The sequence below is a fragment of the Colwellia sp. genome, from assembly GCF_013215345.1.
In the GTDB taxonomy this organism is placed as follows: Bacteria; Pseudomonadota; Gammaproteobacteria; order Enterobacterales; family Alteromonadaceae; genus Colwellia.
In genome coordinates this window covers 1-14,547 of sequence record NZ_JABSOV010000036.1, presented here as the reverse complement: position 1 = coordinate 14,547, position 14,547 = coordinate 1, and the positions used below count along the sequence as shown (strand labels likewise).

General features: G+C 38.6%; 12 protein-coding genes and 1 tRNA gene. 6 read left to right on the top strand and 7 right to left on the bottom strand.

What is annotated here, in order from left to right; translation table 11 throughout:
• Positions 1-156: 156 nt before the first annotated feature.
• From HRT50_RS07550 to HRT50_RS07535, 4 genes are all read right to left on the bottom strand, one after another.
• Positions 157-630 carry an FKBP-type peptidyl-prolyl cis-trans isomerase gene (locus tag HRT50_RS07550; RefSeq protein ID WP_291613004.1) on the bottom strand — a complete coding sequence of 158 codons (474 nt, stop codon included), beginning with the start codon at positions 628-630 and terminating at the stop codon, positions 157-159.
• A 436-nt stretch (positions 631-1,066) separates the two neighbouring features.
• The gene (locus HRT50_RS07545) at positions 1,067-2,071 is read right to left on the bottom strand and encodes a hypothetical protein (RefSeq protein ID WP_291613002.1); all 1,005 of its coding nucleotides are present in this window, start codon (positions 2,069-2,071) and stop codon (positions 1,067-1,069) included.
• A gap of 75 nt (positions 2,072-2,146) precedes the next feature.
• The gene (locus HRT50_RS07540) at positions 2,147-2,866 is read right to left on the bottom strand and encodes a hypothetical protein (protein WP_291612999.1); all 720 of its coding nucleotides are present in this window, start codon (positions 2,864-2,866) and stop codon (positions 2,147-2,149) included.
• Positions 2,859-3,428, bottom strand: a complete 570-nt coding sequence (locus HRT50_RS07535; RefSeq protein WP_291612997.1) for a sigma-70 family RNA polymerase sigma factor — start codon at positions 3,426-3,428, stop codon at positions 2,859-2,861. Before HRT50_RS07535 ends, HRT50_RS07540 begins: the two co-directional genes overlap by 8 nt.
• A 358-nt stretch (positions 3,429-3,786) precedes the next feature.
• Between HRT50_RS07535 and HRT50_RS07530 the strand changes: the two genes are divergently transcribed.
• Positions 3,787-3,862: transfer RNA gene (locus tag HRT50_RS07530), tRNA-Arg, on the top strand.
• Between the two features lie 184 nt (positions 3,863-4,046).
• Here HRT50_RS07530 and HRT50_RS07525 read toward each other — a convergent pair.
• On the bottom strand, positions 4,047-4,184 hold the full coding sequence (locus HRT50_RS07525; RefSeq protein ID WP_291612995.1) for a hypothetical protein: 138 nt from the start codon (positions 4,182-4,184) through the stop codon (positions 4,047-4,049).
• Positions 4,185-4,345: 161 nt separating this feature from the next.
• Complete coding sequence (locus HRT50_RS07520; RefSeq protein WP_291612993.1) at positions 4,346-6,694, bottom strand: CHASE domain-containing protein; 2,349 nt, start codon at positions 6,692-6,694, stop codon at positions 4,346-4,348.
• 212 nt (positions 6,695-6,906) lie between these two features.
• Between HRT50_RS07520 and tkt the strand changes: the two genes are divergently transcribed.
• The 5 genes from tkt (at position 6,907) to HRT50_RS07495 (ending at position 13,963) form a co-directional block, all read left to right on the top strand.
• Positions 6,907-8,895 carry a transketolase gene (tkt, locus tag HRT50_RS07515; RefSeq protein ID WP_291612991.1) on the top strand — a complete coding sequence of 663 codons (1,989 nt, stop codon included), beginning with the start codon at positions 6,907-6,909 and terminating at the stop codon, positions 8,893-8,895.
• Positions 8,896-9,071: 176 nt separating this feature from the next.
• Positions 9,072-10,091: an erythrose-4-phosphate dehydrogenase gene (epd, locus tag HRT50_RS07510; RefSeq protein WP_291612989.1), complete on the top strand. Its 1,020-nt coding sequence runs from the start codon at positions 9,072-9,074 to the stop codon at positions 10,089-10,091.
• Positions 10,092-10,223: 132 nt separating this feature from the next.
• Complete coding sequence (locus HRT50_RS07505; RefSeq protein WP_291612987.1) at positions 10,224-11,402, top strand: phosphoglycerate kinase; 1,179 nt, start codon at positions 10,224-10,226, stop codon at positions 11,400-11,402.
• Between the two features lie 483 nt (positions 11,403-11,885).
• Positions 11,886-12,950, top strand: coding sequence for a class II fructose-bisphosphate aldolase (gene fba / locus HRT50_RS07500; RefSeq protein WP_291612984.1), 1,065 nt, complete (start codon positions 11,886-11,888; stop codon positions 12,948-12,950).
• A gap of 128 nt (positions 12,951-13,078) precedes the next feature.
• Complete coding sequence (locus HRT50_RS07495) at positions 13,079-13,963, top strand: YdiY family protein (protein WP_291612982.1); 885 nt, start codon at positions 13,079-13,081, stop codon at positions 13,961-13,963.
• A 168-nt stretch (positions 13,964-14,131) separates the two neighbouring features.
• Here HRT50_RS07495 and HRT50_RS07490 read toward each other — a convergent pair.
• On the bottom strand, positions 14,132-14,547 hold a 416-nt coding region (locus tag HRT50_RS07490), incomplete at its 5' end, for a hypothetical protein (RefSeq protein WP_291612980.1).

Below are 14,547 nucleotides of genomic sequence, written 5' to 3'. Positions count from 1 at the left end.
AGATGTTATTTAATGACTGATCTAATGAGGTAACTGATTAAGTAGCTAATAGCTAGCGACTTGGCTGCTTAATTAACTCTCAATCTGGCAATAAAAAAGCCCGTTTAGTCTGACTAAACGGGCTTTTATTTTCAGTATTTTTTAATAATATTTGGCTTAGTTTATTGCCAATAACTCAACATCAAAAATTAATAATGCACCTGGGCCTATTTTGCCCGCCGGCTTATTACCGTAGCCTAAGTTTGATGGAATATAAAAGCGTGTTTTCTCGCCCACAACCATAAGTTGAACACCTTCAGTCCAGCCTTTAATCACTTGATTTAAGCCAAAGCTAATTGGCGCGCCTCGCTCAACAGAACTATCAAATACACTGCCATCAAGTAAAGTACCATGGTAATGCACTTTAACTTTCGACGAAGCGCTTGGGTGTTCAGTGCCATCGCCCTGAGTTAGCACTTTATATTGTAAGCCAGAAGCCGTTTCGATTACCCCTTCCTCACTTTTATTAGCCGCTAAAAACTCACTGCCTAATTTTATATTAACTTGAGCCGCTGCTTTATTGCTATTTTGACGCATAATGAAGAACACAAAAAGTCCAATAACAATGGCTAGTAATAAAAACTTACTCATTTAGTAACACCCTTAAAATTTGCTTACTTGAAAAAAGGCATACTACTTAATTCCTTGCTAACTTACTAGCGCAAAGCCTTTAAGCTGCTGTATTAGCCGTACCTTTAGTAATAATATTAATTACGGCACTATAAGCATTAGCGCCATACAACACTGGGAGGCTGTACATTTACACAGTGTTATTTTTTATCGTCATTTTAGAAAGTTTTGCTGAGCTCTAAAAGCTATTTAAAGGCTATTAAAAGATAATTAAGAGGTAATAAGTGAATAACTAATTTAAGTATATCTATTTAATTCCATATAAAAAGCCATAAATAGCGCATATTCATTACGCTATTTATGGCTTCAAAATTCACCGTAACTTAGGTAAACCTGGCTAGGTTACGCTTAACTTAGCTGCCGCAAAGCTTAATTACCTAGAGTTTAGCTAGCTTAATTAGAACTGGTACTGCTTGGCTTTAGCTAATAGTTTTTTCGCGGTTAGTTTACTGTTAGCACAAGCATTAATATCTTTTTTATTAAATACTAATATTTGATCTTTATAACCACGACTCTGCTTATTACCCGCGTCTTTAATAATTAAACTAACATGCTCTTTATTAGGTATTGCTTGTAAGCCATTACCGTATAGGCATAGCGTTTCCACTAAACTGTTATTAAGTGCAGAAAAGTGTGCTGATCTGGCTTTGTCTTGCGCAAGTTTTTGCTGTTGTCGCTGTTTATTTAATTGAGTGACCTTTTGTTCAAGCTGTTTTTTATTGTTATTCAAAGCAATACGCTCTACTTTAAGCTTATTGAGCTCTGCAGTTAACGCAACCTGAGCACTTTTTTCCGCACGATGTAGCTGGTATTCAATATCTTTTTGTTGGCGAGCAACATCACGCATTTCATAGGCAATTTCACGCTCTTCACTACGCAGCTCTCTAGCCCCTTCTCGTTGTTGCTCAAAAATTTCAATCACGCGTTCAAATTCATCTTCATGATCTTCAAAGTCAATGACAAAGTCTTCATTAGCAAAAACAATTCTGTCAACAGCACTTACTGGTGCTACAGGAGCTAAAGCTGCTATTCGAGCTTTTGGCGCTACTGGCGCTACCATTTGAAAAAACTGACGATGTGAAGAGCCACCATGAGCAGAGTTGATGGTAAAAATAGCGCCTTGACCTTGCAGGTAAACACTATCGATTGAGCGAATCAAGGACTGACGTGAATTCTGCGACGTTTTTGCCGATGACATCATGATGTCATTCATAATATTTAATTGCTTGTGCAAATTATCATAATTCTTATCTGCTGCTTGTGCGCCAAAGGCTAGTAGTAAAGCTGATCCGAGCAGTGCAACCTTCGCTGTTCTTTTAGACTTAGCTTTAGTACTTGATTTTGCCTTAGCTACTGAGCCTCGCGTTTGTGCTTTTACGATTAAGCTTGTTAATTTCATCATAAGTTTTCCCCTCTAAGGATAGTCCCGGTATTTTCTTAATTTAGTTGGTTTGCTAACAATTCACTTTTTAACAACTTAGCCCTTGTAGTTAATAGGCTTAGCCGAGTTAGTATGTGTGTTGCCACCTTGCGCTAAACCAAGCTTTTGAAAACCAATTTCACGTTCAAGTTGCTGAAATTTAATTTTCTGAGTTAACTGTTCATCTTTTCGCTGGGCATTAATAAAGCTGATAAAGTCACTGATATCTTCTTTACGTTCTTTTCTCGAGGCACCAATCACATAACTGGCTAAAGCGAGATTATTGCTCTGCTGCTGCGTGCTCATATCGGCACGATAATTAGCTAACATAACTTGTTGCTCAGCGGCAAATTCGCGTAATTTTAGGTTTATCAAAGCTTCGATATCAACATTATTGTTACTGCTTGACTGATTTATTGACTGATTAGCCAATTGTGCAGTGACTTTTTGTTGAACTTGTTGCTCAATTAAGGCCGTAATTTGTTGAGAAAATGCTTGTTGATCAAGTTCTTTACCCTGTATAAAGCTCATCACCACAGTAAGAGCAAAAGCCGAACACGCCATGGATAACGCCGGCACACCAAACCACATGCCCCAGTTAATAGCTTTACCCTGACTGCTTTTACCGGTTGAAAAGTGCTGTTCAAATGCTTGTGCTCTGTGCCAATCTGGCACGTCTTGCTCTATTTCAACACTTGCTTGCTCGGCAATACTTTCGCTAAATAATGCTCTATCACCTTTACTCATTTGAGCATTAGCTGATTTTGTTTCAGACATACTCCACCTCTTCTTTTCCTACTAACTCATTGGTTAAGTGCGATTTTAATTTTTCGAGTGCGCTATATAATTGCGACTTTGCCGTATTGGTTGATATGCCAAGTTGCTGACTGATATCTTCAAAAGTACACTGCTGAAAAAACTTTAATTCCACTACCAGCTTTTGCTTTACCGGTAAATGCTGCATTGCTTGTATTAGCGCACTGCTTTGTTGCTTTAAAAACAAGTCCTTTTCTAGACATACCGATTGCTCGTCTTCTTGCTCTGGCACATCGTCAAGTGATTGCATCGGCCGCTTGCGTCGGTAAAACTCAAGGCAGCGGTAATGAGCAATTTTAAACAGCCAACTTTTAAAGGGGCACTCTCCTCTAAATTTCGATAAATTACGAAATAATGCGATGAAAACATCCTGCATTAAGTCCATAGCATCTGCGGGGTTATTCACCATACGTAAAGCGTAGTTATAGATGTTTTTCTCATAACGCTTTACCAATGTTAACCAGGCTGATTTCTTTCCTTGTAACGCTTGCGCTATGAGCGTTTCATCGCTTCTTTCAAACACACAGGCTCCTATTATTTGTTATTAGCATTTTAGTTAGGTAACTCGCTAACATAAGCTTCATTGTTATTTGAATTCAATTATAAAGTAGCGCGGGTCAGCAAAATAGTTTGGAAAAAGTTTATTTATTTTAAAAGGTGTTTATTTTACGGCATCACTTTTACAGCTGTTTGCGTTTTTTAATAGCTAGGTAAAACAGAGCAAATGAAATGTAGCTGACTAAGAAAAATGTATAAAGATCACGCTATCTACTAGATAACTTCCTTTTAAAAGGAGTTAGGCAAGCTAGTTTGCATAAAAATTTAATAAAAACATTAACAAAGCATAAGAAATATGAGTAAAATAGCTACCTTAGCACTATGTCTCCATAGTTTAACTGGATAAAACTGCGGCCTCCTAAGCCGCTGCTCTGGGTTCGAGTCCCGGTGGAGACGCCAGTTTGCAATTAATTGCCCCCGCGAATAAGCATTTATCGCTTTATTAGCAACACAGCGGCAAACCTCATGTGCACTACATAATCTCTAAAAAATAACCTCTAAAAACGAAAAAAGCCCCAGCACTGTGTTTAAACCAGTGGTGGAGCTTCAATTTTCCTTGGCAATTAAATGACTAGCGATTTAGCTACTCATCAGATTGCGTTATTTCTACATCCATGTCATCAGCGACTGAGTTACCACTCAGCATTGCACTAACAGCCATGATTAATACAGCAAATATCACAGTTGTTAACTTAAACCCTCGCGAGGATGAATTATTCATTGTTTTACCTATATAACTGCCTGCTTGATTTATTATTAATTTGTACTATTTATGAGCAGGTGCAACGACACTAAACCATTACTTTTTTATTTACAAGTATTTTCTTTAGCTAAAGAATTAATTAAATAATTCTCTCAATTATCAATTAAATAAGAAACAAATTAATCAATGATATCAAATGTTAAACCTTGCTGAGCTTCTTGTTGTTCTATTGACGAAATAATCACTCTAATTGAAGCGCTTAATACGCCAGCACCAGAGCTTAGCGCGGCTAAAGTAGTATCTCCTCCTAACAAGTGACTATATTTAACCGCCATGGCCATTGTCGTACTGTTAGCGGATAATTCATCATGATTTTGCTGAGCAAATACTTGCTCGCTCACATTGACCATTGCCGCATTTTGAGACGTTATGGTAAAAAACAAACTAGCGTCTGCAAGCTTGTGTTTATGCAACTTAATAGATAAACGTAAATCATCTGATTTCAGTAGCTTATGGGCACTATCAACTATGGCATGTAATAATTTTTGAATATAGAGTTCATCACTGTTGATATAATGAGGCACACTGTCATCAATCAGGAAAAAAATTGATTTACCTTCGTAAGCATTACTGGCTTTAAATACCGATTCAGTGCGCTGTAAAAAACCATAAAAATCAAAACAGTCTGCTTTGGCAATGATCTTACCTGATTCGATATCAGATAAGTCCATCATGGTATCTAACAATAAAGCAACATTACTACCCGCATGGCTTATACCTGTAACCTGCTTGTTATTGATACCTTTTTTCTTTAATTGCTCAACACATGCTTTCATGGCGAGTAATGGCAAACGTAACTCTTGATTTAAGGTCTGTAAAAAATTACTTTTAGCTAAACTTTTTTTATCTGAGCTTTCTTTCGCTAAAATAAGCGCTCGGGTTTTAATATCAACTTGCTGACCGAGCTCACTTGAATAGGCAGCCATCATCAATACCAGCATTTGAAATAATAAAGCACCAAACGTACCCGCAATAAGCACAGCCCATGCTTGCCAGCTCTTAGCTTGACTAAACCAAGGTTGCTTTTCTGCGATATTAATTTGCCAATGTCGAGAAAACACCTCCATATTAATGATTTCAGTATACCTATTGGCCGTAGGCAACGTCTGTCCGAATAAAGTAAAGGTTTGGTGACTTGAGACGTCTTGAATAAAAAAGCTAACCTCTTGCTCTCTTTTCCTTGCTAACTGGTGAAAAAAATCATCGAATTGCACCACGGCCACGACAAAACCTAATAACTTATCTGCTTTGATTATCGATAGCTTATTTTGCCCAGTAAGCTTTGCCGCTTTGTTATCTTCTGATAGTGAAAAAATAGCATTACTAAATAGCATGCCTGGCCTGGCCTGTTCATCTTGCACTAAGGAAATGGGGGCGCTGGCAATGACCTGTTCACTATCAATAACTTTTTGCATAGACAGTACATGCAGGGGGTTACTATAAACATCTAAACCTAAAGCAGCCTGATTACCCTGTTGTGGGTATATATAATACAAAGGAGCATATTGGCTACGAGGTTGAGCTAAAGCCACTTTTCCATTGGCGAGACGCTCTCTAATTTGAAAGTCTTGCTGCAGCATAACTGAACTTTTCTGTTCAAATTTTTCTCGCTGGTTCAAAGCTACAATCGGTGCCCACTCTAACGCCCTGACACTCGAATTTTGGTTAAAAATACTTTCACTAAACAAGTTAAATTCAGATAATGATACGTAGTCGCTGGCTTTGAAGAAGGCCGAAAGGCTATTAATTTGGTTAACTACGCCAGTCACTTCAGCAAGTATTAAACGCTCTATATCTACTTTTGATTGTTTGAACAATGCTTCTCTATAGCTTTGTTGTTCATACTGAGAGGTTTTCAACAATAATAAAATAGCCAAACAGCCTAAGACTGAAGTAAAGCTAACAAAAAGTCGTTTAGTTAATTTGAGCTGTTCGGCGTTTTTTGCCAGTAACAATAAGGGAATAAAAAATACCGCCACCAGCATGCTTGCCGACCAAGTATTAATAAAGGTATAGAAAAAAGTACCTTGCATCACTTGGTTATCAAGCATTGAAATAACTAACACTGCGCTGGCTGAGACTAAGCTGGCAATGGGGCCAATACGCAGTAAAAAGAAGAATAAGTGCTTTCTAGATATTAACCACTTTTTATAATGAACAAAGCGAAAAACCAGCTGTTTGGTCCAGAATCCCTGCAAAATAATAGCGAGCAAGGCTATGCTCATCACCGCGATATTGGCATCAAAATGAAGATAATAATTCAGGCCAAATGCCAATATTGGCGTGACCAGTAATACCGCAATAAGTGGCGTGATGCCCCAAATAAGCAGTAAACCACTAACAAGTGCCGCAGAGGGGCCGACAAAGTTTACCAGCGATTGCGGATTGATAAGCCATACCGCACCAAAACAAGTAGCAAGGTATAAGATGGCAGAAATAAAGAAACGCGGTAAGTGAAATTGCATCATAGGATATTATTCAAGAGTGGCAGAGTTAATCCGTTAATTTTTTGTAAATATTGATATAGGTTTCAACCGATACTAGCACTATATTATCTGAATAATTAACTGGGATACAAAATAATATAAAAAATAGCATAATATAATTTGCGCTACGTGCTTTGGTGAGCGAAAATACGCGCAATTTTTATTCTTTCAAGACTATAAGATCTGGAGCTATTATGTCATCGCGTCAAGAGCTAGCAAATGCTATCCGTGTATTAAGTATGGATGCCGTACAAAAAGCAAAATCAGGACACCCTGGTGCCCCTATGGGTATGGCAGATATTGCCGAAGTATTATGGCGTGACTTTTTAAAGCATAATCCAACCGACCCTAACTGGGCCGACCGCGATCGTTTTATTTTATCAAACGGCCATGGCTCAATGCTTATTTATTCTTTATTACATTTATCGGGTTACGATTTATCTATTGAAGATTTAAAAAACTTCCGTCAATTGCACTCAAAAACCCCAGGTCACCCAGAGTACGGTTACACCCCTGGTGTTGAGACAACTACAGGTCCATTAGGCGCTGGTATTGCCAATGCTGTTGGTATGGCGATTGCTGAAAAAACTTTAGCGGCACAATTTAACCGTGAAGACCACGATATTGTTGACCATTTCACTTATTGCTTCTTGGGCGATGGTTGTTTAATGGAAGGTCTCTCTCATGAGTCTTGTTCGCTTGCCGGCACTTTAGGTTTAGGTAAGTTAATCGCTTTTTGGGATGACAACGGTATTTCTATCGATGGTGAAGTTGAAGGTTGGTTTACCGACAATACTCCTGCCCGTTTCGAAGCGTACGGCTGGCATGTTATTTCTATTGATGGTCATGACCCACAAGCAATCACTCACGCTATTGAAGCCGCTAAATTAGTGACTGACAAGCCAAGCATGATTTGTTGTAAAACTATCATTGGTTTTGGCTCACCAAATAAATCAGGTACTCATAATTGTCACGGTGCACCATTAGGTGATGAAGAAATTGCCGCAACACGTGAATTCTTAAATTGGTCACATGAACCTTTTGATATTCCAAGTGACGTATACGCACAATGGAATAGAAAAGAAAAAGGCCAAGCAAGCCAAGTTAGCTGGGATGAAAAGTTTGCCGCTTATAAAGTAGCGCACCCTGAACTTGCTAGTGAATATGAACGTCGTGTGATTAAAGGTGAATTACCGGCAGAATTTGAAGAAAAAGCTAACGCTTTTATTCAACAGTGTCACGAAAGTAGTGAGAACATTGCTACGCGTAAAGCATCACAAAATGCTATCGAAGCTTTTGGTAGTGTATTACCTGAAATGTTAGGTGGTTCAGCTGATTTAGCCGGCTCTAACCTAACCTTATGGTCTGGCTCTAAAGGTATTGAAAAAGATCCAGCGGGTAACTACATCTTCTACGGCGTGCGTGAGTTTGGCATGAGTAGTATTATGAATGGTATTTCATTGCACGGCGGTTTTGTAAACTACGGCGCAACTTTCATGATGTTTATGGAATATGCACGTAATGCTATACGCATGTCGGCATTGATGGGCATTCAAAATATCTTTGTTTATACCCATGACTCTATCGGTCAAGGTGAAGATGGTCCAACGCATCAACCTATTGAGCAATTAACCAACTTAAGAACCACGCCAAACTTAACGACGTGGCGCCCATGTGACGCGACTGAGTCGGCTGTTGCTTGGAAAGCTGCTGTGCAAAGTCAAAAAGCGCCAACCGCTTTAATCTTTTCACGCCAAGGTTTACCCGCAATGACTCGTACCCAAGAGCAAGTAAGTGCTATTGAAAAAGGTGCTTATGTACTTGTTGATTGTGCTGGCACACCTGATGTTATTTTAATGGCAACAGGCTCTGAAGTTGCTTTAGCGGTTAACGCGGCAACAGCATTAACTGAGCAAGGTAAAAAAGTACGTGTTGTTTCTATGCCGTCAACGAATGTTTTTGATAAGCAAAGCAGCGAGTATAAAGAAGCTATTTTACCTATGAGCGTAACCAAACGTGTTGCTATTGAAGCGGCACATGTTGATTTTTGGGCTAAATACGTAGGTCTTAGTGGTGCGGTTGTTGGTATGACTACATTTGGTGAGTCGGCTCCGGGTAATGTATTACTTGAGCACTTTGGCTTCACAGTAGACAATGTTGTGAACACTGTAAACAAGCTATAACTAGCTAATGTAAGTAAATAAGCAGCCATAAGTATTCAATAATACTTATGGCTGTACTTATGCCAGTACTTATATTTATTACCTCTAAACAGTTACCACATAAACTAGCGTTTCATTACCACTAAGTTACCGTTTAGGTTATCGTATAAAATCATCAGTAAAAATGTAGTAGAATTATGACAATAAGAATTGCCATTAATGGCTTTGGCCGTATCGGTCGCAGTGTAGTAAGAGCGCTATATGAAAATGGCAAAACAGACCAATTCACCCTTGTTTCGATTAATGAATTAGCTCCTTCTTCCGGCATAGCTCACCTATTAAAATACGATAGTACCCATGGTCGATTTCCTTTCGAGGTTAGCCAAAACGATAATCAACTGGTTATTGATGGCGATGAAGTCACCTTAACCCATATCAGTAGCTTAAATAGCCTACCTTGGCAGCAACAAGATATTGATATTGTCCTTGATTGTACCGGCAAGTATGGCAGTCAAGCCGACGGTTTAAATCATATTAACCGCGGCGCTAAAAAAGTTTTATTCTCGCATCCTGGTAGCCAAGACATTGACGCCACCATTATCTATGGTATTAATCATAAAACCTTAAGTTCAGATGATCGTATTGTCTCAAATGGCTCTTGTACTACTAACTGCATAGTGCCAGTGATTAAGGTCATTGATGAAGCCTTTGGCGTAGAAAGTGGTACCATTACTACTATTCATTCATCAATGCATGATCAACAAGTTATTGATGCTTACCATAAAGACTTACGTCGCTCTCGTGCGGCTAGTCAATCAATCATACCGGTAGATACTAAACTGGCTGCGGGTATTGAGCGAATATTGCCAAAATTTAAAGGTCGCTTTGAGGCCATTGCCGTACGGGTACCAACACTCAATGTTACCGCCATGGACTTAAGTATTACGGTAAATAATGATGTGAGCATTGACGACATCAACCAAGCAATAATATCCGCTAGCAAGGAGCAAGATTTATCAGGCATTCTAGCTTATACCGAAGAGCCTTTGGTGTCGGTCGATTTTAACCATGACCCACACTCTTGCATCGTTGATGGTAATCAAACCCGTGTTAGCCACAAACGCTTAGTTAAAATGCTTATTTGGTGTGACAACGAATGGGGCTTTGCTAATCGTATGTTAGATACTGCTATGGCAATGTACCAAGCGCGAAATTAACAAATTATTAAAGAAAATCGCCTGAAATAAAAGGTGACTTTTTTATAAAAATCATTAGTAAAACAATATTAATAAGACAATATTTTTCAAGATATTGAATATCATTTACAGACAGTAAAAATAGGAGACACAATGTCTATTATCAAAATGGCTGATCTAACATTAGCTAATCAGCGCGTGTTAATTCGTGAAGACTTAAATGTACCGGTAACCGATGGTAAAATCACTTCAGATGCCCGTTTACGTGCGGCACTACCTACGTTAAAGCTTGCTTTAGAGTCAGGTGCAAAAGTGATGGTAATGTCACATTTAGGTCGTCCTACTGAAGGTGAGCCTGAAGAGAAATTCTCATTAAAGCCTGTTACTGATTATTTAAGTGCCGCGTTAAATTACCCAGTACGTTTAGTCACTGACTACCTAGACGGTGTTGAAGTTTCTGTTGGTGAGTTAGTGGTATTTGAAAACATCCGCTTTAATGTTGGCGAAAAGAAAAATGATGATGCCCTAGCTAAGAAATTAGCGGCATTATGTGATGTATTTGTTATGGATGCTTTTGGCACTGCTCATCGCGCCCATGCAAGTACTCACGGCGTAGCAAAGTTTGCTGATACAGCTTGTGCTGGCCCATTACTTACAGGTGAATTAGAGGCTTTAGGTAAAGCTTTAGACAATCCAGCTCGTCCATTTGTTGCTATTGTTGGTGGTTCTAAAGTATCCACTAAATTGACTGTACTTGACTCTTTAGCTGGCATTGTTGATCAGCTTATCGTCGGTGGTGGCATCGCCAATACTTTTATTGCCGCTGAAGGCCATAATGTCGGCAAGTCATTATATGAAGCCGATTTGGTTGCAGAAGCAACACGTTTAACTAAAGAAGCGCAAGCCAATAATGGTAGTATTCCTGTGCCTACTGATGTAGTTGTTGCCACTGAATTTTCTCCAACGGCATCAGCGACATTAAAACCAGTTAATGAAGTCACAGCTGATGAAATGATTTTTGATATAGGTCCTGAGACAGCAAAAACATTAACTGAAATTATTGCTAACGCCGGTACTATAGTTTGGAACGGACCTGTTGGCGTATTTGAATTTGATAAGTTCGGTGAAGGCACTAAAGTGATTGCCCAAGCAATTGCCGATAGCTCAGCTTTCTCAATTGCAGGTGGTGGTGATACCTTAGCTGCTGTTGATAAATATGGTATTGCTGATAAAATTTCTTATATCTCTACCGGTGGTGGTGCTTTCTTAGAGTTCCTAGAAGGTAAAAAATTACCCGCTGTAGAAATACTAGAGCAACGCGCTAAAGCATAGTTACTTCTAAAAGTAAGTTACACATAGCTCCTTACTAAAGTTACTCAATCATGGTTAACTATTAGTAAGCGGTAAAAATAAAAACGAGCACCTTATTTAAGTTGCTCGTTTTTTTATGTTTAATGTACGATCTAGCCCAATAAAAAAAGTAAAACCAACGAAAATAACAAGATAAACGAAAGTTATTTGAGCAAACGACCCTCAAAACGAAATCAAATCAGAATAAACTGAAACAATAACGAAACTTTTTGCTATAATAGTGTAGTAAACTTACCATTAGAAACTTTAAAACCGTACTAAAACAGCCTTAATTACAAATAAATCTTGTAATATTCGAACAAAATACAATTTTAATAACCATTACCGCTAAAAAGACAACTTAAACAAATTTATTCTGTAAGATAAGCGGTCTATTTGCTATAATTCTGTTATCAAAATAAAAACTTTCAACCTTAGCAACAAAACTTATCTAGGAGTAAGTAAATGGCTTTAATTTCAATGCGCCAAATGCTCGATCATGCGGCAGAATTTGAATACGGTATTCCAGCATTTAACGTCAATAATTTAGAGCAAGTACGCGCAATTATGCTTGCCGCTAGTGATACTGATAGCCCTGTTATCATGCAAGCATCTGCTGGTGCAAGAAAATATGCTGGCGCACCTTTTTTACGCCACTTAATTCTAGCGGCTATTGAAGAGTTTCCAAATATCCCAGTAGTTATGCACCAAGATCACGGTACTTCTCCTACTATTTGTCAACGCTCTATCCAACTAGGTTTTTCATCAGTAATGATGGATGGCTCATTAATGGATGACGGTAAAACACCAAGTAGTTATGAGTACAATGTTGAAGTAACTCGTCGCACTGTTGAAATGGCACACGCTTGTGGTGTTTCTGTTGAAGGTGAATTAGGTTGCTTAGGCTCTCTTGAAACTGGCATGGCTGGTGAAGAAGACGGCGTTGGCGCAGAAGGTATTTTAACAAAAGAACAAATGTTAACTGACCCTGAAGAAGCTGCTGATTTTGTCAACAAAACTCAAGTAGATGCGCTGGCAATTGCTTGTGGTACTTCTCATGGTGCTTATAAATTTACTCGTCCACCTACAGACGATATTTTAGCGATTGACCGCATTAAAGCAATTCACCAACGTATACCACATACTCACTTAGTAATGCACGGCTCTTCATCAGTTCCACAAGAATGGTTGGCTGTTATTAACGAATTTGGCGGAAAAATACCTGAGACTTATGGTGTACCTGTTGCGCAAATTCAACAAGGCATTAAACATGGTGTACGTAAAATCAATATAGATACTGATTTACGGCTTGCTTCTACTGGTGCTGTTCGTCGATTTTTAGCACAAAACCCTAGTGAATTTGATCCTCGTAAATTTTTACAAGTATCAACGAATGCTATGTATGACATTTGTAAAGCACGTTATGAAGCATTTAACACTGCCGGTAATGCGAGTAAAATCAAGCCAATAAGTCTTGATGGCATGTTCGATCGTTACCAAAGTGGCGAGTTAAAAGCTATCATTAAGTAACCTTACTGATACCAACTAGTTACATAAAAAGGGCTTCGGCTCTTTTTTTATGCTCGAAAATAATAAGCGACTTAGGTATAATCATTTAATATATCAACGGTCCATTTTTAGTAAGTAATTAGTTCAAGATGTTTAATCGCTTTATTCTACTCCCCATTTTCGTCCTTTATTGTGCCTTACCGACACTGTCTCACGCTCAAGAGCAATCAACAGAGTCCAGCTCAGCTGATGCCTCCGACATACTGTTTAGTCTTGAAAAAGCAGATGAGTCACAACAGCCCTCGTCTGGCACTTTATTTACCGCCTCAGCGCAATTTGGTTTCCTCTATTTAACCGGTAATACCCGCAGTGCAGATATTAAAACGGGCTTAGATCTACGTTTTGAAAGGGGTCTGTGGCGCAGTTTCTTTATTTTTGATTTACTGGTAAAAAAAACAGAAACTGAAACACAAATCAGCGACGATGAACTTCACAAAGAATTAGAAACAACAGATCAAAAGTGGAGTATTTCTTCGCAAACTAACTACACGCTTGATGCAGCTAACCAAAACTACATCTATGGTAGTGTCTTTTATGAAGAAAACCGTTTTTCTGGTTTTGACTCACAAGCTTCCATGTCGACTGGCTGGGGACGTCGCTGGTTTGAAAATAAAACTACAAGTTTTGATGCCGATATTGGTCCCGGTTTTAAAAGGGATGTTACCCAAGTTACCACAGAAGAAAAGACAGCGGGCCTGACAAGTAAAACGCAGGACACGCTAATTTTACAGGCGCAAGCGAATTACATAAAAAAAATAAATGAACACATTGAATTTAAACAGTCCTTCACTGTTAAACATGCCATCGAAGTAGGACAAAACAGCATTTACAAAGCCGAAAGTTCAATTACCAGTAAATTGATTGATTCACTACAACTTAAGGTCAACTTTGTCATCGATTACAATTCCAAGGTTGATGATGATAAAGAGAATTTAAATACTGAAACATCTGTGGTACTTATTTATAGTTTTTAGTTCTGATTTATGAGCAAGCTGCTAAGGCGTTAGCGACAAAGTAGCTTCAGCTTACCTGCTCAAATAAATACTGTTTAAACTTATGTAAATCATTGGATAAAAGTTCAACGCTTTGTTCATCAATCATATAAGTACAAGTACTGGCTTCAGTAAATTCATAGCAGACACTTAAAAATGGCTTTCCTTGCTTGGAGTTGAATAAACCAAACTTAAAAGTACCCCCCCATTCATCCACTCTGAAACATACTCATTTACTGGCTCAATGGTTAAGTAATTATCAGGCATAAGTTGCGCTTGCCAATGACGGTATTTATTAATGGCAAACTCAACTTCATCGACTTCAGACTCATTTATCCATAATAGATAAACTACCGTAGAGCTCAACTGCCCCGTATTAAACACTGAACTATCACCCTGCGCGGCATACAATAAGGTACTGCCTGAAACCAAACCTGTTTGAGCCACTTTTAAGCTCGCTTGCTGGTTAAGATAATGATCGGTATTAGCACTGTATTCATAAAATTCCACTTGCGTATCAGCGTGACTTTCGGTGTAGGTTCCAATTGAGCCACAGCCTGTTAACG